The following is a 19,867-nucleotide window of genomic DNA, read 5'->3' as shown; positions in this document are numbered from 1 at the left end:
GTGCTCAAATATCCTCGGGGGTCCGGGGGCGGAAAGCCCCCGGCGCTTGGCCAAAAGGACGACATATGACCTTCTCCCTCATCGCCCGCTGTGCCAAAACCGGACAATTCGGCATGGTGATCGCATCCTCCTCCCCCGCCGTCGCCGCCCGCTGCGCGCATGTGCGGGCGGGCGTGGGTGCGGTTGCCAGCCAGAACATCACCGACCCGGCTTTGGGCCCGCTGCTGCTGGACGCATTGGCCAAGGGCGAACCTGCCGATCAGGCTTTGGCGGAAATCACCAAGGACCGTCAACACATTGATTACAGACAACTTCTGGCGATCGACACCCAAGGCAAAACCGCCATCCACTCTGGCACGCAAGTCCTCGGCACCTGGGGCGAAGCCCAAGGCCAAGATTGCGCTGCTGGTGGCAATCTACTCGCCAATCCCAGCATCCCCACCGCGATGATCACCGCGTTTGAGACCACCAAAGGCCATCTCGGCGACCGCCTGATTGCCGCTTTGACCGCAGGTCTGGCGGCGGGCGGTGAGGCTGGCCCGGTTCATTCGGCGGGGATGAAAATCGCCGACACACTCGATTGGCCCTTGGTCGACCTGCGGATTGATTGGTCCGACACCCCGATCCAAGACCTTGAAATTGCTTGGAAAATTTACCGCCCGCAGATGGCAGCCTATGTTCAGCGCGCGCAAGATCCTACTCAAGCCCCGTCTTACGGTGTGCCCGGCGACGAATAGATTTGCCGCGGGTATCGCAATATGCTTAGGCTGTCCCTAATCCAAAACCGGGAACAGCCCCAGATGCCGCTTCGCTTCACGCTTCGTCAGTTGGAATACCTCGTCGCCGTCGGCGATAGCGGTTCGATCGCGCTTGCGGCGGAAAAGGTTAACGTCTCCAGCCCCTCGATCTCCGCCGCGATCTCGCAGCTGGAGGCGGAATTTGGCCTCGCCCTGTTCGTGCGCAAACACGCGCACGGCCTATCCTTGACCCAAGGCGGCAAGCAATTCGTCGCCCAGGCCAAGCAGGTGCTGACCGAGGCCGGAAAGCTGAACGAACTTGCCAATCAGATCACTGGCAAAGTGCGCGGCCCACTTTCCGTCGGCTGCCTCGTCACCTTCGCGCAGATGGTTCTGCCGCAACTGCGCCACAGCTTTGTGCAGGCCTTCCCCGAGGTGGATTTCACCCAAGTCGAGCTGAACCAAGTCGAAATCTTCGCCGCCCTGCGTTCGGCCAATCTCGACATCGCACTTACCTATGACCTTGATATTCCCTCTGATCTCAGCTTCGTCCCGCTTGTTACGCTGCCGCCCTACGCGGTGATGCCCCTGCATCACCCGCTTGCACAGCGCGATCACGTCACCCCGCGCGATCTGGCGGAATATCCGATGATCCTGCTCGATCTGCCGCTGTCGTCCGACTATTTTCTGTCACATTTCAGCGCCAACAACCTGCGCCCCAATATCGTCGAGCGCACGCGTGACATGGGCGTGATGCAGTCGATGGTCGCCAATGGTTTTGGCTATTCCATCGCCAATATCCGCCCCTTGACCGACGCCGCCCCCGATGGCCGCCGCCTGCGCTATGTGCCGCTCACAGGGGCGGTGCGTCCGATGAAACTTGGCCTCGCCTTGGCCGAAGGCGCCGGGATTTCGTTAACCGTGCAAGCCTTTATCGACCACGCCCGCGCCGAGATCACGCTGGATTCCACCCCCGGCCTGCATCTGAAAGTGCCGCGCAGCAGATAAGGCGTAGCCTAAGTCACGCTTCACCAACGCGTGCTTTATGCCAGATCCAAGCTGGCCAAAGTGCTGCGACCCCACCCGAAAGGCCGGACCATGCGCGACCCTCGTTATGACATTCTGTTTCAGCCACAAGCCATTGGTCCGTTGATCGCAAAAAACCGCTTCTATCAGGTACCGCACTGCAATGGTGCTGGCTACCGCGACCCCTCTGCCGCAGCGGCGATGCGCGGCATCAAGGCCGAGGGCGGCTGGGGGGTGATCTTTACCGAACAGACCGAAATGCACCATACCTCTGAAATCACACCGTTTATTGAGCTGCGGCTATGGGAGGATCAGGACATTCCGGCCATCGCCAAGATGGCAGCCGCGATGAAAACCCACGGCGGTCTAGCGGGGATTCAACTCGCATATTCGGGCATCAACGGCCCGAATTTTTACACCAAGGAGGTGCCGATGGCAGTCTCGCCCGGCCCCATTCGCACCTTCACCAATGATCCGGTGCAGGCGCGGGGCTTGGACAAAACCGACATCAAAAACCTGCGGCGCTGGTTCGTGAATGCGGCGAAACGCTCCAAACTGGCGGGCTTTGATCTGATCTGTCTCTACGGCGCGCATGGCTTTGGAATCTTTCAACATTTCCTATCCCGCGCCACCAACCAGCGCAGCGATGAATATGGTGGCAGCCTGGAGAACCGCTCGCGTTTTGCCCGCGAAGTGCTGTCCGATATGCGCGACGCCGTGGGCGATACGATGGCTTTGACCATGCGGGTCAGCCTCGATGAACAAATTGGAAAGCTTGGCTTTTCCAATGCCGAACTGCGTGATTTCATCGCAATGAATGGCGATCTGCCCGACCTTTGGGATCTGGCACAAGGCACTTGGGAGGATTGCTCTGGCCCAAGTCGTTTCAAAGAGGAAGCCGCGCAAGAAACCCTTGTCAAAGGCATTCGCGAGCTGACCAGCCGCCCGGTCGTGGGCGTCGGTCGCTTCACCAGCCCTGATGTGATGGCGAAAATGATCCGTCAAGGCACGCTCGATTTCATCGGCTGTGCGCGGCCCTCGATCGCCGATCCGTTCCTGCCGAAAAAGATCGAGGAAGGCCGCATCGAAGATATCCGCGAATGCATCGGCTGCAATATTTGCGTCACCGGTGACATGACCCAAAGCATCAGCCGCTGCACGCAGAACCCGACCTTCATGGAAGAATGGCGCAAAGGCTGGCATCCCGAGACGATGAACGCCAAAGGTCCCAGCCAGAACGTGCTGATCGTCGGCGCTGGTCCGGCGGGTCTGGAAGCCGCCCGCGCCCTGTCACTGCGCGGCTATGATGTGGCCTTGGCCGAAGCAGGCACAACCCTCGGCGGCCGCGTCGCCAAGGAACGCCTGCTACCGGGGCTGTCGGCTTGGGGCCGTGTTGCCGATTATCGCGCCTATCAGATCAGCCAGCGCCCGAATGTGCAGACCTATTTCGACAGCCGCCTGAGTGCCTCCGATATCCTCGATTTCGGCTTCCAGCACGTCGCCATAGCGACAGGTGCGCTGTGGCGGGCGGATGGCGTGGCCCGAATGCATGTCGAGCCGATCCCCAATGCGGGCCTGCCCGTCTACACCCCGGATGATCTTATGGCGGGCAGCCTGCCCAAGGGTCGTGTCACGGTGTTTGATGACGATCACTATTACATGGGCGGGGTTTTGGCGGAACTTCTGGCGCAAAATGGCTGTGAGGTGACGCTGATAACCCCGTCGGCCTATGTCTCGGATTGGACGCTGAACACGCTTGAGCAAGCCTCGATCCATCGCAAACTGGCAGCCGCTGGTGTCAAGATTGTGCTGAACACCGGGATGATTTCACTTAACCCGCAGGGTGTTACAACGGCTTGCGTCTACACCGGAGCCGAATCCCACATTGACGCGGAATCCGTCGTGATGGTTGCCAGCCGCATCGCACAAGACCAGCTTTACCGCGATCTGCAAGCCCGCGAAGCTGACTGGGCCGACGCAGGCATCCAATCGGTCAAAGTGATCGGCGATGCCTGCGCCCCCGGCCCGATTGCTTGGGCGACCTATGCGGGGCATCGCTATGCCCGCGAATTGGACATGCCCGATCTCGGCGACGCCCTGTCGTTCCGCCGCGAAGTCACGGCGTTGCAAGACTAAACCCAGCGCTTAAGACGCCAACGGCTCGCTTAGCACTTGGGCAGCCACCGCACCCGAGCGCAGCATATCCGCCAAGGTCAGCGATTCAATCAGCAGCAGGTATGACCAGAAAATATCGGCAAACACCTTGCGGATGCGGCAGCTTTCCTCGTCAACACAATCCTCGCAACGCTGATAAGCGCGGCGCGACAGGCACGGCAACGGCGCAATCGGGCCGTCGATCAGCCGCAGCAGCTCGGAAATCGAAATCTCCGCAGGCGGTTTGATCAGCTGATAGCCGCCCGAGCGCCCGCGGGTTGACGCGATAATACCCGCGTTGCGCACTTCCAGCAGAATATGCTCCAAAAACCGTTTCGGCGTGCCAGAGCGCTTGGCGATCGCTTCGATCGTCAAGGCCTCGGGCGCGGGCATCGCTGCCGCATCCGCCAACACCAACAGCGCCTTCAACGCATATTTCATCTTTTGTGTAATCATCTCCAAGACCTAACTGGCGTGGAAAAAGGAATCAATCCGCGCGAGGCGGGATTGTAAAAAAACTTGACAGCAAAGCGTCTGCGTGACGGTTTTGCAGGGGATTGCTGCCGGAGCCCGCTACAAGCCAACAATCGCCGATGGATCAGCAGCCCTGAAACCCCAGAAATCACTGCGAAAACCGCCCATCCACGCCACCCGAATCAATCACGATATATTTGATAGATTAATAATGCTTTCGCGACTCACAAAAGCTTGATAATATAGTGGCACGATCCATCCAAAGCTGCACAGGATGTTCAAATGACTCAGACCATGTCTCAGCGCCCGTCGCGGCGCGCCACGTATCTTGCTCTGGTTGTGTTTGGTTTGGCCTATATCGGCGTGATGGTGATCATTTTCGCCCCCGAAGGCAGCCTTTCCAGCCGCAACCCGCTGATGTCGGCAGAGCAGACCGAATAACCAGATCCATCACGAAAGGCAGGCCGGCGCGGCCTGCCTTTTGCGTTGTGACTCCGCTTGACGCGCTGCCTCAAACGACACCCAGCTTGAAACTCCGCCGCCGCGATGTAACTCTGCCCCAAACATTGGGGGCGAGCATGGCGCAGGTGCGGGTGGGTTTTGTCGGTTTGGGCCTGATGGGTCAGGGCATGGCCGCGAACATCGTGGCTAAGGGCTATCCGCTGACGGTCTACGCCCACCGCAACCGCGCGCCCGTCGAGGATCTGATCGCCCGTGGTGCGGCCGAGGCCACATCCTTGGCCGACCTCGCTCGTGCTTGCGATGTGATCTTCCTCTGCCTGTCCGGCTCGCCGCAGGTGACCGAGGTGGTGGCCGCCCTTAAACCCGGCCTTGCCCCCGGTGCGGTGCTGGTCGATTGCTCCACCTCCGACCCGGTGGTGACCGAAAGCTTGGCCCGCGATCTGGCAGCCATCGGCGTTAATTTCGCCGACGCCCCGCTCAGCCGCACCCCGAAAGAGGCTTGGGCGGGCACGCTCGATTGCATGGTGGGGGCCACGCCTGAGTTGTTCGCCCGCATCCAGCCAATCATCGCCACTTGGGCGGGCAAGATCGTGCATATTGGCGGGGTCGGCGATGGCCACCGCATGAAACTGCTGAACAATTTCATTTCACTCGGCTATGCCGCGATCTATGCCGAGGCGATTGCGCTGTCGGAAAAAGTCGGCATCCCGATTGCCAAGTTTGACAGCGTTATTCGCGGCGGTCGGATGGACTGCGGCTTTTATCAAACCTTTATGGCCTGTGCTTTGGAGGGCAACCGCGAGGCGCATCGCTTCACCATCAGCAATGCTTACAAAGACTTGCGCTATCTGGAATCAATGGCGAACGATGCCAAAGTGGTGACAAGCATGGCCTCTGCGGCGAAAAACGCCTTCGCCTATGCGATGGCCAATGGCGGCGATGGCCCAGAAGATTATGTCCCGCATCTCGCCGATTTCACCGCCAAGCTGAACGGCATTCCCTAGGGGCTGTGGACATTTAGGATTCCCATTGGGTGGATATCGTGATTCAAGCTTCCTTTTGAGGAGGTATGAATGCGGGCTGAACGTTTTGTCATTTCTGACCGGAGTTGGCGGCTTCTCGAGCCGCTTTTGCCGGGCTCGTTGCGGACGCGCGGGGTGACGGCGAAGGACAATCGGCTGTTTCTTGAAGCCGTCCTTTGGAAGGTCAGGGTTGGCGGTCCATGGCGTGACCTGCCGCCGGGTTTTGGCGCTTGGAACTCTGTGTTCCGGCGGTTTCGCCGCTGGGCGCAAGCCGATGTATTTCAACGTATTTTCGACGCCATATCGGGGGAGCCTGACTTTGAATACGTCCTCGTTGATGGCACCATCATCAGCGCGCATCAGAAGGCGAGCGGCGCAAAAGGGGGACTCGAAATCAAGCGATTGGGCGCTCGAAAGGCGGGCTGACGACGAAGGTTCTGGCGCTGACAGACGCGCTTGGCAATCTGGTGCGCTTTGTGCTTCTGCCGGGTCAGCGCAGCGAAATTACCGGGGTGCCGGACCTGATCGAGGGGCTGAGCTTCAACGCCCTGATGGCCGACAAAGCGTTTGACGCAAACCACCTGCGCGCCGAGTTGGACCGCAGGCAAGCAGAAGCCGTCATCCCCGCCAAACGCAACCGCATCCTGCACATTCCCCACGACGCCGAAGCCTACAAATGGCGACACCTCATCGAAAACTACTTCAGCAAGATCAAGGAGTTCAGAGGCGTAAACACAAGGTACGACAAAACCGACACAAGCTACCGCGCAACGTGGAGCATCGCCGCAACAATCATTGCGCTGCGCTAAATGTCCACGGTCCCTAAAACTTATCTAAAATTTTTCATCTTGGCGAAAATATCCCACGGGGGTCTGGGGGTGTGAAACCCCCAGTTCAACCCCGCAAACCTACTGCGCCGCCAACTCGCGCGGGGCGGTCAAAATCCGCTCGGTCACAGCAGACAAAGCCAAAGCCGCCGCGCCATGCGCCCAGAGCAGATCGCCCCAAGCGTGGATCTCAATCGGCGGCCGCGGACGCCCGGTGTTGATCACCAGATTGTCCATCTCGGCCAAAGTCTCCGCCGCATAAAGGTAGTCAAACTTCAGTCGCTCGCCGGACAGAATGATTAGCGCCGGATCAAATAGATTGACCACATTCGCCAACCCCACCGCCAGATACCGCCCCGCCCGTCGAAAAATGCTGCGCGCCGTGGCGTCGCCCGCCTGCGCGTGATCATAGAGACTCTCCAAAAGCACCGAAATCGACTGGCCATCGCGATGCCCCCAATTCAGCGCCGTGGTCGCCTCGCGCGCCAAGGCGTAATCGGCGACATAAGCCTCCAGACAGCCCCTTTGCCCACAGCGACACAAAGCGCCATCGAGCTGCACCTTGGTATGGCCCAACTCCAACCCCAGGCGTTGCGCGCCGCGATAAATCCGGTGGTTCATCACAAAGCCCATGCCCACGCCATGCTCAAACGTCACCACTGCGAAATCCGCCAAACTCCGCCCTGCCCCGAACCATAATTCCGCCAAAGCCACCAGATTGGCGTCGTTGTCGATGCTCACAGGCAGACCCAGCCGCTCTTGCGCAGCCAGTGCCAAAGGCACCGCGCGCTCGGTCAGGGTCGACGACCAGAGCACCACACCCTCCGCCTGATCGACAAACCCCGGCAGGCCGACCCCCACCCCCGACAAAGCCGCCCGCGCGATCCCGGCGTTCTCACACACCCGGTTCAGCAAAGCCTCCATCGCGTCCAGCATTTCCAACACGGGCATCGGGCCGGGCCTGCGCGGCACCACCTCATTCGCCAGCAGATTGCCCGCGAAATCGACGATCACGGCAGAATGTTCGCGGTCGGACATCTTCATGCCCGCCACCAGATGCGCCTGTGCGCGTACCCCCAAAGCCACCGCTGGCCGCCCCCGCCCCAGTTCAGGGTCCCGCGGCGCGCTGACCTCCTCGATCAACCCGGCCTCAATCAATTCCGAGGTAATCGTCGTCACCGAGGCCGGCGAGACGCCCAAATCTTTCGCCACCTGCACCCTTGCAATCAGCCCTGCAGCGCGCACCCGCTCAAACACCTGCTGGCGCAAGGGTCGCATTGATTCGGACAACGGAGCAATCAGTGGGCCACAACCCAAGCCCCCCGCTTTTGCCGTTTCTGCGCCGCCAAAACCCGCCATTTATTTGATCTCCGAACAAAAACAAGGCGAAATTGTTCTCACACGATCTATTATTGCTGCAATGCAGCGCAGATTTGCGAGATATTCCGGCACTTCTGTTCTCGTCTATCAGTTTTATTTTGACAACTGAATTTATTCGCGGCAATTTTCGCACAGTTCTAGCGAATCTGCGGAACAGGTCATACGCTGGCCGAATCCATAGGGAGGATAAAAATGCGTAAGGTCATTATGCTTGCGGTCATCGCCGCAGCGGGTTTTTCGTCGGCTGCTTTGGCAGAAGGCAAAAAAATTGGCGTGTCTTGGGCGCAGTTCCAAGAAGAGCGTTGGAAGATCGACGAAGCCGCAATGAAGGCCGCGATCGAAGCCGCTGGCGACGAATATATCTCGGCTGACGCGCAGTCGTCATCAGAGAAACAACTGTCCGATGTTGACGCGCTGATCGCTCAGGGCGCCAATGTTCTGATCATCAATGCATGGGACAAAGACGCCATTGGCCCAGCCATTGAGAAAGCCGCTGCCGAAGGTATCCCGGTTGTCGGCTACGACCGTCTGATCGAAGACGCGCGCGCCTTCTACCTGACCTTCGACAACGTCGGCGTTGGCAAAATCATCGCCGAAGAAGTCATGAAGGCCAAACCCGATGGCAACTACGCCATCATCAAGGGCGATCCCGGTGATCCGAACGCGGACTTCCTGCGCTCGGGCATGGAGCAAGTCATTGGCGAGGCTGTAAAAGCTGGCACCATCAAGATCGTCGGCGAAGTTTATACCGATGGCTGGAAGCCAGAAAATGCTCAGAAGAACATGGAGCAGATCTTGACCGCCAACAACAACGCTGTCGACGCCGTTCTGGCTGAAAACGACGGTATGGCGGGCGGCGCATCTGCTGCTTTGGCGGCACAGGGACTTGTGGTTCCGTTGGGCGGCCAAGACGGCGATTTGGCAGCAATCAACCGTGTGGCACGTGGCACCCAGACCGTTTCGGTTTGGAAAGACTCGCGTCAACTCGGCAAAGCGGCTGGCGAGATTGCAGCGCAACTGGCTGGCGGCACCGCGATTGACGCGATTGCTGGTGCTACCAAGTTCAGCGACGGCGAGAAGCATGTCGAGATGAACGCGATCCTGCTGACCCCGACCGCGATCACCAAAGACACGCTGAACCTCGCAATCGACGGCGGCCATATCTCGAAAGCCGAAGCCTGCGAAGGCGCTATGGAAGGCGTTGCTGCCTGCCAATAAGCGGCACAGCAGGCAGATCTGCGCAAAGCGGGTCTGCCAACGCACGAAACTAACGGTCCGGCGTCAGCCTTTGTGCGGGCGTCGGGCTTTTCCCAAGACGCAAAGCCGCAGCCTGATCAAAGGCCTATTCGCATAGGGTCAAAGCCAGATTTGGCAGCCCGCGTCGCCCCCCCTCTCACAAGCCGGACGAGGATATGACAGACACCCCCACCCACGCCCCACAGGGCAGCGATGCCAAACTTGGCCCCATCGCGCGTTTTATCCGCGACACCGAACTTGACACCCGGATGCTTGGCATGGTCGGCGCACTGCTGCTGATCTGGTCCGCGTTTCACTTTTATCCGATTATTGCGGGCCTTCTAAGCGGCAACGGCCTGAACATGGGCGCGGGCCTGTTCATCACCCCGCGCAACCTGTGGAACCTGTCGGTGCAAACCTCGATGACCGGGATCATGGCGACGGGGATGGTGCTGGTGATCATCACCCGCAACATTGACCTCTCGGTCGGTTCCATTGTCGGCGTCACCGGCATGGTGATGGGCATCGTGCAGGTCAACTTCCTTCCGCCGCTTGTCGGTCTTGGCAGCCCAGTGATCTGGATCATCACCGCCCTGATCGGCATCGTTCTGGGTGCTGCGATTGGTGCCTTTCACGGCTGGCTGATCGCCTACCGCGCGATCCCCTCGTTCATCGTCACCTTGGGTGGCATGTTGGTCTGGCGCGGTGCTGCCTTCCTGACTGCTGACGGCAAAACCATCGCACCGGTCGACACCACCTTCGCCCTGCTCGGCGGTGGCCCGAGTGGCTCCGTCGGCGCGGTTGGCAGCTGGATCGTCGGCATCCTCGGCTGCATCGCCGTACTCTGGATCATCCAAGCCGGCCGCAAAACGCGCACCAAACACGGCTTCCCGCAGCGCCCGATGTGGGCCGAAGGCGTCCTCACCATCCTCGGCTGCGGCGTGCTGATTGGCGCTGTTCTGGTGGTCAACGCCTACACTTGGCCGAAAGGCATCGTTGACGCCTATGTCAAAGCCAACCCCGACGTGGTTGTCCCCGAAGGCGGTCTGCAAATCTCCACCGGCTTTGCGATCCCGGTGCTGATCCTGATCGTCGTCGGCATCCTGATGACCATCCTGATGACCCGCACCCGCTTTGGCCGCTACGTCTTCGCCATCGGTGGCAATCCCGAGGCCGCAGCTTTGTCCGGCATCAACACCAAATGGATGACGCTGAAGATCTTCTCGCTGATGGGCCTGCTCTCGGGTCTTGCCGCTGTCGTCGCCTCGGCCCGCCTCAACGCCGCGACCAACGCCTTGGGCACGCTGGATGAATTGTACGTCATCGCCTCGGCGGTCGTCGGCGGCACCTCGCTCGCGGGCGGTGTCGGCACCATCTACGGCGCGATCATCGGCGCTTTGGTGATGCAATCTTTGCAAACCGGCATGGTGCTGATCGGTTATGGCGATGGATCTTACCGGATGATCGCCGTCGGCGTGGCGCTGGTTCTCGCCGTCTATCTCGACAATCTGTATCGCAAGAAAACCAAGTGAGGGGTGACACCATGGCAAACACAGGCACACCTCTGGTCGAGATGCGCGACATTTCCATCGCCTTCGGCGGCATCAAGGCTGTCGATCATGTCTCGATTGATCTGCATCCCGGTGAAGTCGTCGGCCTTCTGGGCCATAACGGCGCGGGCAAATCCACGCTGATCAAATGCCTTTCCGGCGCCTACAAAGCCGACGCGGGCGAGATCTACATCAACGGCACCAAGGTCGACGTCAACAACCCCCGCGACGCCCGCGAGTATAACATCGAGACGATCTACCAAACCCTTGCGCTGGCCGATAACCTCAACGCCGCCTCGAACCTGTTTCTAGGTCGCGAAATTGTTGGCGCTGGCGGCTTCCTCGACGACAGCGCGATGGAGGCTGAAACCCGCAAGATCATGGCGCGGCTGAACCCGAACTTCCGCAAGTTCAACGTGCCAGTCAGCGCCCTGTCGGGTGGCCAACGCCAATCCGTCGCCATCGCCCGCGCGGTTTATTTCAACGCTAAAATCCTGATCATGGATGAACCCACCGCCGCTTTGGGCCCGCAAGAAACCCAGATGGTTGCCGAGCTGATCCAAGAGCTGAAAAAACAAGGCCTTGGCATCTTCTTGATCGAGCACGACATTCACGCCGTGATGGATCTGTGCGACCGCGCCGTGGTGATGAAAAACGGCCATCGCGTCGGCACGGTGAACGTCAATGAAGTCACCGACGAAGACATCCTTGGCATGATCATCATGGGCAAAAAACCGCCGCAAGCTGTCTGAAACTTCGGGCGCGGGGGCAACCTCGCGCCCTTTCTCTATCACGATCCCCGATCAGGAGCCCCCATGCAGCGCCGTCATTTCCTCGCCCTGACCGGGGCCGTTTTCGCCCTTCCGGCTTTGCCCTTGCACGCGGCTACCAGCCCAAGCGATACCCTGCTGACATGGTACAAACTGGTGCTGGAACTGGTCCGCCACACCGCCACCTATACCCCCCCCGTCGCCGCCCGCGCCTTTGGTTATCTAGGTGTCGCGGCCTACGAATCCCTCGCCTCGGCCAGCGGGGCCACCAGCCTAGCGGGCCAGATCAACGGCCTCACCGCCCTGCCCCCACGCCCCGCAGGCAGCTACGACGAATCCCTCGTTCTGCACGCTGTGATGTCCGAGGCTGTCGAGACCTTCTTCGGCAACACCGGCCCCACAGGCCAGCGCGCCATGGCTGCGATGCGCGACAAGCTGGGCGCAAAACTGCACGAAGGCGTGGCCGAGGATGTGGCCGCCCGTTCCGCCGCCTATGGCCTTGCCGTCGCGCAACATATTGAAGACTACAGCACATCCGACGGCGGCCATGATGTAAAAAACATGGGCTTCCCGATGCAATGGACGCTGCAAAAAGGCCCGGAGTTCTGGGTGCCGACCAACGTGATCGTCCAGCAGCAAGCCCCCTTGCTGCCCGAATGGGGCAAAAATCGCCCCTTCGCGATGCCCGCTGACGCGCCCTGCACCGCAGGCGATCCCCCCGCCTATTCCGAAGACCCCACTTCCGAGTTCTACAAAGAGGCGATGGAGGTCTACGACACCTCGAAAACCCTGACTGATGAGCAGAAAGCCATCGCGCGGTTCTGGTCGGATGACCCGATGCTGTCGCCCACCCCGCCCGGCCATTGGATCTCGATCACCCTGCAAATCCTGCACCGCGACAGCCCCGATGCCCTGCACGCCGCCGACGCTTTGGCCCGTGTCGGCATGGTGGTGAACGACGCTTTCATCGCCTGCTGGGCCGACAAAATCCACTACAACCGCATCCGCCCGGTCACCTATATCAAGCGGGTGATTGATAAAACATGGGAGCCTTTGCTGATTACCCCGCCCTTCGCCGAATATCCCTCGGGCCATTCCACCCAATCGGGTGCCGCCGCCGTGGTGCTGACAGCGGTGTTCGGTGAGAACTTCGCGTTTGACGATGCCACCCACGCCGATGACGGCATCAAACCGCGCCATTTCGCCGATTTCCAAAGCGCTGCCGCCGAGGCCGCAATCTCCCGCCTCTACGGCGGCATCCATTTCCGCGCTGCAAACGAGAACGGCCTGCGCCAGGGCGTCGAAGTCGGCGGTTTCATCAACGCCTTGAAAACATTGGCCTGATCCATGAAAATCGCCAGCCTCGCCCTCACGCTGCTGCCCCTCGCGGCTTACGCCGAAACCACCCCACCGCCACCACCCGCACCTTTGGTCCCCAGCTTCACCGAACAAACCGCCACCGCAGGCGTCAATCATATCTACGCAGGCGATTGGGAATATATGGTCGGCGGCGGCGTCTCAACCTTCGACTGCAACGCCGACTCCCGCCCCGATCTGATCATCGCAGGCGGCACCAATCCGGCGAAACTGTTCGTCAACCAAAGCGAAAACGGCGGCGATCTTAGCTTTACCGAAACCCCAAGCGGTTTAGAGCGCACGAGCGTCCTCGGTGCCTATCCCATCGACATCGACAGCGACACCATCCCCGACATCGTCCTGCTGCGCCAAGGCGAAAACGAAGTGATGAAGGGCCTCGGCAACTGCAAATTTGAACGCGCGAATGAGGCTTGGGGCTTCGATGGCGGCAAAGCCTGGTCCGCCGCCTTCGCCGCCACTTGGGAAAAAGACCAATCCTGGCCCACCTTGGCCATCGGTAACTACATCGACGTCACCCAAGACATGTTCCCTTGGGGCTCCTGCACCGACAACTGGCTGCACCGCCCCGACAGCCAAAAATTCGCCCCGCCCACCCCGCTCAAACCCAGCTTCTGCGCCCTGTCGATGCTGTTCTCCGACTGGAACCGCTCCGGCACCCCCAGCTTGCGCATCGCCAACGACCGCGAATATTACAAAGGCGGGCAAGAGCAACTCTGGCACATCGACCCCGGCAAGGAACCCGCGCTTTACACCGAGAAAGAAGGTTGGAAACGCCTGCGCATCTGGGGCATGGGGCTCGCCAGCTACGATCTGAACTTCGACGGATACCCAGAGTATTTCGTCACCTCAATGGCCGATAACAAGCTGCAAACATTGACAGAAATCCCATCCGACGGCGCCCCCAAAGCCACCTTTAAAGACGTGGCCTATCCCAAACACGCCATCGCGCAACGCCCCTATACCGGAGGCGATCTCAACCCCTCCACTGGCTGGCACGCCCAGTTTGAAGACCTCAACAATGACGGCCTCGCCGACCTGTTTATCGCCAAAGGCAACGTCGATGCGATGCCGGATTTCGCTCTAAAGGATCCCAACAACCTGCTGCTACAACGCGCCGATGGCACGTTTGAAGAATCCGGTGACCGCGCGGGCGTCGCTGCAACCGGCCTGTCGCGCGGTGCCGCCCTCGCCGATCTGAACGCCGATGGCCTGGTCGATCTGGTCGTGGTTAACCGCCGCGAGCCTGCGCAAATCTGGCGCAACACCACCAAATCCCCCAACCACTGGCTTGATTTGACGCTCACTCAAACTGCCCCCAACACCGATGCCATCGGCGCTTGGGTCGAGGTGAAGATGCCCGACCATATCCAGCGCCGTGAAATCACCATCGGTGGCGGTCAAGCCGGCGGCAATCTCGGCCCCAGTCATTTCGGTCTAGGCGATCTGGCGCAGGCCGAGGTCCGGGTGATCTGGCCGGATGGCACGACGGGCGCGTGGGAAATGCTTAACGCCAACGCGGCGTATCACTTGCAAAAGCCCTAATCGGCCACGAAGAATTCAAACGCCATCTCATGCCGATAAACCCCTCCGGCCTTCACCACGGCCGAGGGATACGCGGCATGGTTCGGGCTATCCGGCCAAACTTGCGTCTCCAACGTAAACCCGGCCCGCGCGCCATAAGCAGCACCCACTTTGCCCGGCAGCCCCTCCGGCAGATAAGATCCAGTGTAAAGCTGCACGCCCGGCTGATTGGTAAACAACCGCATCCCCCGCCCCGACACCGGATCAACCGCCACCACCGCGGGCCCCGCCCCGTCCTTCAGACAAAAGTTGTGATCAAACCCACCCGCAGGCACATCCACGCCAATCGCTCGTAACTCTCTGAAATCAAACGGTGTTCCCGCCACGTCGACAGGCGCACCCAACGGCAGCAACGCAGCATCGACGGGCAAATACCAATCCGCGCCGATCTGCAACAGCTGGCCATCCGCCGCCCCACTGCCCTGCCCCGCCATGTTGAAATAGGCGTGGTTGACCAGATTAACCACGGTATCCGCCGCCGCCCACGCCAGCATCACAATCTGCAACCGCCCCGGCGCGGTAAACTCGTACCGCACCTCAACCTCCAAAGCGCCCGGAAACCCCATCTCACCATCAGGCGAATGTAGTCCAAACGTCACGCCCCGCGCATCCGCCCGCAGCACCTCCCACGCCCGCTTATCAAACCCAAGCGCGCCGCCGTGCAAATGGTTAACGCCCTCGTTGCAGTCGAGCTGCACCACGCCGCCCGCCCACGCAAACCGCCCGCCCGCAATCCGGTTAGCATAGCGCCCGCAGGTCGCGCCAAAATACGTCCCCGGATGGTCGAGATAGCCCTGCACATCATCATGCCCCAGCACAATGTCAGCCAAAGCGCCGCCCCGCCCAGGAACCCACAACTGCATCAGCCTTGCCCCATAAGAGCTTAAAACCGCTGAACAATCCGCCCCATCGCTGATTATGAAAACCTCCGCATCCATTCTTCAAGCCCCTAAAATCCAAACCCGGTCCACCGCCAGAATATCAGCCATCGCCGCCCCAGCCGCGTCAGCCTCACCATGCCCCACCGCATCGGCCAAAGCCTGATACATGGACGCTTTGGCGACAGCGAAATCCGCAAGCCCCGCGCGCAGCTGCGGTGCAATCGCCTGCACCACTCCGAATTCCACCAAAGCCGAGGCCGCGCGCAGAAACGGATTCTGGCTCGCCTCACAAAGCATCCGGTGAAATTCAAACTCCGCCAGCGCGAAAGGCTCGGCCAAGGCCGCCGTCATGCTGCGCTGGTTCAGCCAGTACAAAAGCATCCGCACCTGCTCGGCAGAGCGCCTCTGCGCCGCCAATCGCGCGGTTTGCATCTCAATCATCTCGCGCAACTCGACGTAGGATTGTAGAAAAACCAACCCCGGTCCCGCCTCTTGAATCCAGCCAAGCACTTGACGATCATAGAGATTCCAGCGGCTGCGTGGCAGCACCCTTGTGCCCACTTTGGCGCGCGCCTCGACCAGCCCCTTGGCCTCCAGCGTCTTGAGCGCCTCACGCAAAACCGTGCGCGAGACGTTGTAGGTGTCCATCATTTCGGCATCATTCGGCAGGATTGAGCCCACCGCAAGCCGCCCCGAGGCGATGCCGATGCCGACTTCGCTGATCACATAAGAATGGAAATTGCGCGCCACCTGCCGCCCGGACAGCGCGCGGACAAGGCTGCCGGGTTCGCTCATGCTAGGTTTTCCAAAACACTTTCCTGCGCGGAGATGCCGCCGAGAACACCAGCCTTTGCAACAAAATGAACAGGAAAAGCAAGCCGCCGATGACGATTTTGGTCCACCAACTCGACAGGCTGCCGTCAAACACGATGTAGGTTTGCACCAAGCCTTGCAGCATCACCCCGATAAACGTGCCCGCGATGAATCCGTAGCCCCCGGTCAGCAAGGTGCCACCAATCACCACCGCCGCGATGGCGTCCAACTCCACCCCCAAAGCCGACAGCGAATAGCCCGCCGAGGTGTAAAGCGAGAACACAATCCCCGCGAGCCCCGCCAAAGTCGCCGACAAGGTGTAGATCAAGATCGTGGTGCGCGCGACCGGAACACCCATCAATCCTGCCGAAACCTCCGACCCACCAAGCGCATAGACATACGAGCCAAACCGCGTGCGATGCGCCAAAATGATGCCGAATACGAACACCAGCAGCATGATCATGCCGATAACCGTAAGCCGACCGCCGCCCGGCATCAGAATGTAGCTTTTTGAAATTGTTGTATAAAGCTCATGCTTGATGCCAATGCTATCGGGGGAAAGCACGGATGCGCCACCGCGCGCCAGAAACATGCCCGCCAGCGTGACGATGAAGCTTGGCACCTTCAGATAATGAATAGCCGCCCCCATCACCGCACCAAACCCCGCCGCCACCGTCAGCGAAATCGCAAAGGCAAACAGTGGATGCAGCCCCAGCCACATGATCAAAACCGCATTCAACACCGTGGTAAAGCCGATCACCGCCCCAACCGAAAGGTCAATCCCGCCCGAGATGATCACAAAGGTCATCCCCACCGCCGCGATGCCCAGAAACGCATTGTCGGTCAGGAAATTACCGAGAACCCGCGTCGACAGCATCGCCGGAAACTGGATAACGGCGGCAAGATAGGCCAGCGCAAAGATCGCCGTCGTCGCCACCAAAGGCCGTAAAGCGCGGTTCATTGGGCTTTCCCTTCCGACATGCGCTTGCGCAGCCATTGGCTGGTCATCGGCGCTTGCAACACCAAAATCAGAATGATCACCCCGGATTTCACCACCAGATTGAACTCTGGCGAGAAGCCCGAAATCAAAATCCCGGTGTTCATCGCCTGAATGATCAAGGCCCCCACCACCGACATCGGGATCGAAAACCGCCCCCCCAGCAGCGAGGTGCCGCCGATCACCACAGCCAAAATAGCATCCAACTCCAGCCACAACCCGGCGTTATTGGCATCCGCGCCGCGAATATCCCCCGCCACGATCAGCCCCGAAGTGGCCGCACAAAACCCGGCAAACGTATAGACCACCACCAGCAGCAAGCCACTGGAAATGCCCGAAAATCTGGCAGCCGAGCGGTTCACTCCCACCGCCTCAATCAACAATCCCAACGCGGTTTTGCGCACGATCAGCGTCGCCCCAATCGCCAAAACCGCAGCGATCACAATCGGCATCGGCATCCCGAACAGCGACCCCGTGCCGATGAAAATCAGCACCGGATCGGAGAATGTCACGATCGACCCTTCCGTCACCAGCTGCGCCAATCCGCGCCCCGCCACCATCAACACCAGCGTCGCGATGATCGGTTGGATTTCGAGATAGGTCACCAAAATCCCGTTCCACAGCCCGCACAGAAGCCCCACCGCCAGCGCCGCCGCAACCGCCACCACCGCCGACGATCCGCCCGTCACCAGCACCGCCGCCACTGCGCCTGCAATCGCCATCACCGCGCCAACCGATAGATCAACCCCCTTGGTCGCGATCACCGCCGTCATGCCAATCGCCAAAATCGCCACCGGAGCGCCGCGGTTCAGCACGTCAATCACGCTGCCAAACAGCCGGCCATCCTGCAAAGTGATGTCGAAAAACCCCGGAAACAGCAGCCAGTTGATCAGCAACACCGCCGCCAGCGCCATAAATTGCGGCCGCAGCAGCGCGCCCCGCCAGTCGATCCGCCTCATGCCCCCACCTCCGCCGTAACTTTGGCTCCAGGATTATCCGCAATCGCCGCCACAATCACCGAGGGCGCAATATCGGCGCCGCTGAGTTCCGCCACCATCTCGCGGTCCCGCATCACCACGATGCGGTTGGAATAGGCCACCACCTCGTCCAACTCGGATGAGATCACCAGCAAAGCCAACCCTTCTTCGCGCAACCGATTGATCGTGCGCACAATTTCGGCATGGGCTCCCACGTCGATCCCCCGCGTCGGTTCGTCCAATATCAGGAAGTTCGGGTCAATCGCCAGCCAGCGCGCAAGGATCACTTTCTGCTGATTGCCTCCCGACAAAAGCTTCACCGGCATCTCATGGTTTGCCGCCCGAATATCCAACGCCTCGGCATAATTGCCGGCAATCTCGATCTGCTCATCGCGGTTCAGCGCCCGGAACCAGCCCAATTTCGCCTGCAACGCGATAATGATATTCTCGCGCACCGACAAATCGCCGAAAATTCCATCCAGCTTGCGGTCCTCCGGGCAAAACCCGAACCCCGCCGCCACCGCTTGCGCCGGGTTGCGGATATTCACAACCCGCCCGCCCACCGAAATCTCGCCGCCATCCGCCGGGTCCACCCCAAACATCAACCGCGCCATCTCAGTACGGCCAGACCCCAACAATCCCGCCACCCCAACAACCTCGCCCTCATGCAAAGCCAGGCTAAAAGGAGCCACTTTTCCCTGCCGCCCCAAAGACTTAAACTCCACCCGCACCGGACCTTGCATAGCTTCCGCCACGCCGACACCGCCATGATCAAACGCCAGATCCTTGCCCAGCATCATCCGCACCACATCCGTCGCCGTCACCTCAGACAGCACTTTGGTGCCGATCAGCTTGCCGTTGCGCAGGATCGTCACCCGGTCGGCAATCTCAAACACCTGATCGAGAAAATGCGTGATGAAGATAATGCCAAGCCCGCGCGCCTTCAGCCGCCCCACCACCTCAAACATCTTGGCGACCTCGTTGCGATCAAGGCTCGCGGTCGGCTCATCCAGCACCAAAACCTTGCCAGAAAGCTCCACCGCCCGCGCAATCGCCACGATTTGCTGCACCGCCACCGAATAGCTGCCGAGTTCCGCCTTCACGTCGATTTCCAAACCGTAACCCGCCAGCAAATCCCGCGCCCGCGCCTCAATCACCTTACGCTGCACGATGCCAAACCGCGTCGGCTGATGGCCGAGAAAAAGATTTTCAGCGACAGATCTGTTCGGCAACAGGTTCACTTCTTGGTATACTGTACCGATGCCATGGCGCTGCGCATCCAGCGGGTCCGAGAACCGCACAGGCGCGCCTTCCAGCAAAACCTCGCCGCCATCCGGCTGATAGGCCCCGGTCAAGATCTTGATAAGCGTGGATTTTCCGGCGCCATTCTCACCCAGCAACGCATGAACCTCACCTGGGCGCACAGCAAAATCAACGCCGTCCAAAGCCCGATGCTGGCCGAAAATCTTGACAATACCGCGCGCTTGCACGACTGGCTCCACGCCCTCGACCATAGCCCTGCTCCCCAAAACCCTGCTCCCCACTCTGCGCGAAAGCCCAGATAAAGCAACGCCGGCCAGATCGCTCCGGCCGACGCTGTCAG

The 19,867-nt window shown here is 60.2% G+C and carries 18 protein-coding genes; 11 read left to right on the top strand and 7 right to left on the bottom strand.

Annotation, left to right across the window (positions count from 1 at the left end; genetic code table 11):
- Nucleotides 1–65 precede the first annotated feature (65 nt).
- The 3 genes from ACS5RD_RS12685 (at nt 66) to ACS5RD_RS12675 (ending at nt 3,899) form a co-directional block, all read left to right on the top strand.
- Nucleotides 66–737, top strand: coding sequence for a DUF1028 domain-containing protein (locus ACS5RD_RS12685; protein WP_489927729.1), 672 nt, complete (start codon nt 66–68; stop codon nt 735–737).
- Nucleotides 738–800: 63 nt separating this feature from the next.
- A complete protein-coding gene (locus ACS5RD_RS12680; protein ID WP_054008722.1) occupies nt 801–1,745 on the top strand; it encodes a LysR substrate-binding domain-containing protein in 945 nt (314 codons plus the stop codon).
- 90 nt (nt 1,746–1,835) lie between these two features.
- Entirely contained in the window at nt 1,836–3,899 is a 2,064-nt protein-coding gene (locus ACS5RD_RS12675) for an oxidoreductase (RefSeq protein WP_489927728.1), read from the top strand.
- Nucleotides 3,900–3,908: 9 nt separating this feature from the next.
- Here the strand turns inward: ACS5RD_RS12675 and ACS5RD_RS12670 are convergent, their stop codons facing one another.
- Nucleotides 3,909–4,373 (bottom strand): RrF2 family transcriptional regulator, encoded by a 465-nt coding sequence (locus ACS5RD_RS12670; protein ID WP_054008720.1) that lies wholly within the window; start codon nt 4,371–4,373, stop codon nt 3,909–3,911.
- Between the two features lie 300 nt (nt 4,374–4,673).
- On the opposite strand from ACS5RD_RS12670, the gene ACS5RD_RS12665 reads away from it, so the two are divergent.
- From ACS5RD_RS12665 to ACS5RD_RS12655, 3 genes are all read left to right on the top strand, one after another.
- Nucleotides 4,674–4,832, top strand: coding sequence for a hypothetical protein (locus ACS5RD_RS12665; RefSeq protein WP_156317777.1), 159 nt, complete (start codon nt 4,674–4,676; stop codon nt 4,830–4,832).
- Nucleotides 4,833–4,879: 47 nt separating this feature from the next.
- Complete coding sequence (locus tag ACS5RD_RS12660) at nt 4,880–5,857, top strand: NAD(P)-dependent oxidoreductase (protein ID WP_489927727.1); 978 nt, start codon at nt 4,880–4,882, stop codon at nt 5,855–5,857.
- Between the two features lie 69 nt (nt 5,858–5,926).
- Nucleotides 5,927–6,684 (top strand): IS5 family transposase gene (locus tag ACS5RD_RS12655; protein ID WP_489927726.1). Its coding sequence is split into 2 segments (ribosomal slippage): nt 5,927–6,269 and nt 6,269–6,684, totalling 759 coding nucleotides; the frame shifts between segments, so codons are not numbered across the junction.
- A gap of 99 nt (nt 6,685–6,783) precedes the next feature.
- On the opposite strand, the gene ACS5RD_RS12650 is transcribed toward ACS5RD_RS12655, so the two are convergent.
- Entirely contained in the window at nt 6,784–8,061 is a 1,278-nt protein-coding gene (locus tag ACS5RD_RS12650) for an ROK family protein (protein ID WP_489927725.1), read from the bottom strand.
- Between the two features lie 213 nt (nt 8,062–8,274).
- Here ACS5RD_RS12650 and ACS5RD_RS12645 point away from each other — a divergent pair, with 213 nt between their 5' ends.
- The 5 genes from ACS5RD_RS12645 to ACS5RD_RS12625 all read left to right on the top strand — a co-directional run bounded on the left by ACS5RD_RS12645 (nt 8,275) and on the right by ACS5RD_RS12625 (nt 14,557).
- A complete protein-coding gene (locus ACS5RD_RS12645) occupies nt 8,275–9,300 on the top strand; it encodes a substrate-binding domain-containing protein (RefSeq protein WP_054008717.1) in 1,026 nt (341 codons plus the stop codon).
- A gap of 194 nt (nt 9,301–9,494) precedes the next feature.
- Nucleotides 9,495–10,850, top strand: a complete 1,356-nt coding sequence (locus tag ACS5RD_RS12640; protein WP_489927724.1) for a sugar ABC transporter permease — start codon at nt 9,495–9,497, stop codon at nt 10,848–10,850.
- An 11-nt stretch (nt 10,851–10,861) separates the two neighbouring features.
- The gene (locus tag ACS5RD_RS12635) at nt 10,862–11,620 is read left to right on the top strand and encodes an ATP-binding cassette domain-containing protein (RefSeq protein WP_489927723.1); all 759 of its coding nucleotides are present in this window, start codon (nt 10,862–10,864) and stop codon (nt 11,618–11,620) included.
- A 63-nt stretch (nt 11,621–11,683) separates the two neighbouring features.
- Complete coding sequence (locus ACS5RD_RS12630) at nt 11,684–12,982, top strand: vanadium-dependent haloperoxidase (protein ID WP_489927722.1); 1,299 nt, start codon at nt 11,684–11,686, stop codon at nt 12,980–12,982.
- A gap of 3 nt (nt 12,983–12,985) precedes the next feature.
- Nucleotides 12,986–14,557, top strand: a complete 1,572-nt coding sequence (locus ACS5RD_RS12625; protein WP_489927721.1) for a CRTAC1 family protein — start codon at nt 12,986–12,988, stop codon at nt 14,555–14,557.
- Here the strand turns inward: ACS5RD_RS12625 and ACS5RD_RS12620 are convergent.
- From ACS5RD_RS12620 to ACS5RD_RS12600, 5 genes are read right to left on the bottom strand one after another with little or no spacing between them, the layout of a single operon-like run.
- Nucleotides 14,554–15,534, bottom strand: a complete 981-nt coding sequence (locus tag ACS5RD_RS12620; protein WP_489927720.1) for an aldose epimerase family protein — start codon at nt 15,532–15,534, stop codon at nt 14,554–14,556. The genes ACS5RD_RS12625 and ACS5RD_RS12620 overlap by 4 nt on opposite strands.
- 3 nt (nt 15,535–15,537) lie before the next feature.
- On the bottom strand, nt 15,538–16,272 hold the full coding sequence (locus tag ACS5RD_RS12615; RefSeq protein ID WP_489927719.1) for a FadR/GntR family transcriptional regulator: 735 nt from the start codon (nt 16,270–16,272) through the stop codon (nt 15,538–15,540).
- Between the two features lies 1 nt (nt 16,273).
- Complete coding sequence (gene yjfF / locus ACS5RD_RS12610) at nt 16,274–17,251, bottom strand: galactofuranose ABC transporter, permease protein YjfF (RefSeq protein WP_489927718.1); 978 nt, start codon at nt 17,249–17,251, stop codon at nt 16,274–16,276.
- Nucleotides 17,248–18,246: an ABC transporter permease gene (locus ACS5RD_RS12605; RefSeq protein ID WP_489927717.1), complete on the bottom strand. Its 999-nt coding sequence runs from the start codon at nt 18,244–18,246 to the stop codon at nt 17,248–17,250. Before ACS5RD_RS12605 ends, yjfF begins: the two co-directional genes overlap by 4 nt.
- Complete coding sequence (locus ACS5RD_RS12600; RefSeq protein WP_489927716.1) at nt 18,243–19,778, bottom strand: sugar ABC transporter ATP-binding protein; 1,536 nt, start codon at nt 19,776–19,778, stop codon at nt 18,243–18,245. The genes ACS5RD_RS12605 and ACS5RD_RS12600 overlap by 4 nt, the downstream gene beginning before the upstream one ends.
- Nucleotides 19,779–19,867: the final 89 nt, after the last annotated feature.

The organism is Cypionkella sp. PAMC25878 (genome assembly GCF_058135695.1).
Note: the sequence above shows the minus strand (reverse complement) of the source record. Positions and strands in the feature narration are given on the sequence as shown.

Bases quoted from the DNA above. Each gene is read 5' to 3' on its own strand.
- ACS5RD_RS12685 (WP_489927729.1), top strand. From the start codon at position 66: ATGACCTTCTCCCTCATCGCCCGCTGTGCCAAAACCGGACAATTCGGC.
- ACS5RD_RS12680 (WP_054008722.1), top strand. From the start codon at position 801: ATGCCGCTTCGCTTCACGCTTCGTCAGTTGGAATACCTCGTCGCCGTC.
- ACS5RD_RS12675 (WP_489927728.1), top strand. From the start codon at position 1,836: ATGCGCGACCCTCGTTATGACATTCTGTTTCAGCCACAAGCCATTGGT.
- ACS5RD_RS12670 (WP_054008720.1), bottom strand. From the start codon at position 4,373: ATGATTACACAAAAGATGAAATATGCGTTGAAGGCGCTGTTGGTGTTG.
- ACS5RD_RS12665 (WP_156317777.1), top strand. From the start codon at position 4,674: ATGACTCAGACCATGTCTCAGCGCCCGTCGCGGCGCGCCACGTATCTT.
- ACS5RD_RS12650 (WP_489927725.1), bottom strand. From the start codon at position 8,061: ATGGCGGGTTTTGGCGGCGCAGAAACGGCAAAAGCGGGGGGCTTGGGT.
- ACS5RD_RS12645 (WP_054008717.1), top strand. From the start codon at position 8,275: ATGCGTAAGGTCATTATGCTTGCGGTCATCGCCGCAGCGGGTTTTTCG.
- ACS5RD_RS12640 (WP_489927724.1), top strand. From the start codon at position 9,495: ATGACAGACACCCCCACCCACGCCCCACAGGGCAGCGATGCCAAACTT.
- ACS5RD_RS12635 (WP_489927723.1), top strand. From the start codon at position 10,862: ATGGCAAACACAGGCACACCTCTGGTCGAGATGCGCGACATTTCCATC.
- ACS5RD_RS12630 (WP_489927722.1), top strand. From the start codon at position 11,684: ATGCAGCGCCGTCATTTCCTCGCCCTGACCGGGGCCGTTTTCGCCCTT.
- ACS5RD_RS12625 (WP_489927721.1), top strand. From the start codon at position 12,986: ATGAAAATCGCCAGCCTCGCCCTCACGCTGCTGCCCCTCGCGGCTTAC.
- ACS5RD_RS12620 (WP_489927720.1), bottom strand. From the start codon at position 15,534: ATGGATGCGGAGGTTTTCATAATCAGCGATGGGGCGGATTGTTCAGCG.
- ACS5RD_RS12615 (WP_489927719.1), bottom strand. From the start codon at position 16,272: ATGAGCGAACCCGGCAGCCTTGTCCGCGCGCTGTCCGGGCGGCAGGTG.
- yjfF (WP_489927718.1), bottom strand. From the start codon at position 17,251: ATGAACCGCGCTTTACGGCCTTTGGTGGCGACGACGGCGATCTTTGCG.
- ACS5RD_RS12605 (WP_489927717.1), bottom strand. From the start codon at position 18,246: ATGAGGCGGATCGACTGGCGGGGCGCGCTGCTGCGGCCGCAATTTATG.
- ACS5RD_RS12600 (WP_489927716.1), bottom strand. From the start codon at position 19,778: ATGGTCGAGGGCGTGGAGCCAGTCGTGCAAGCGCGCGGTATTGTCAAG.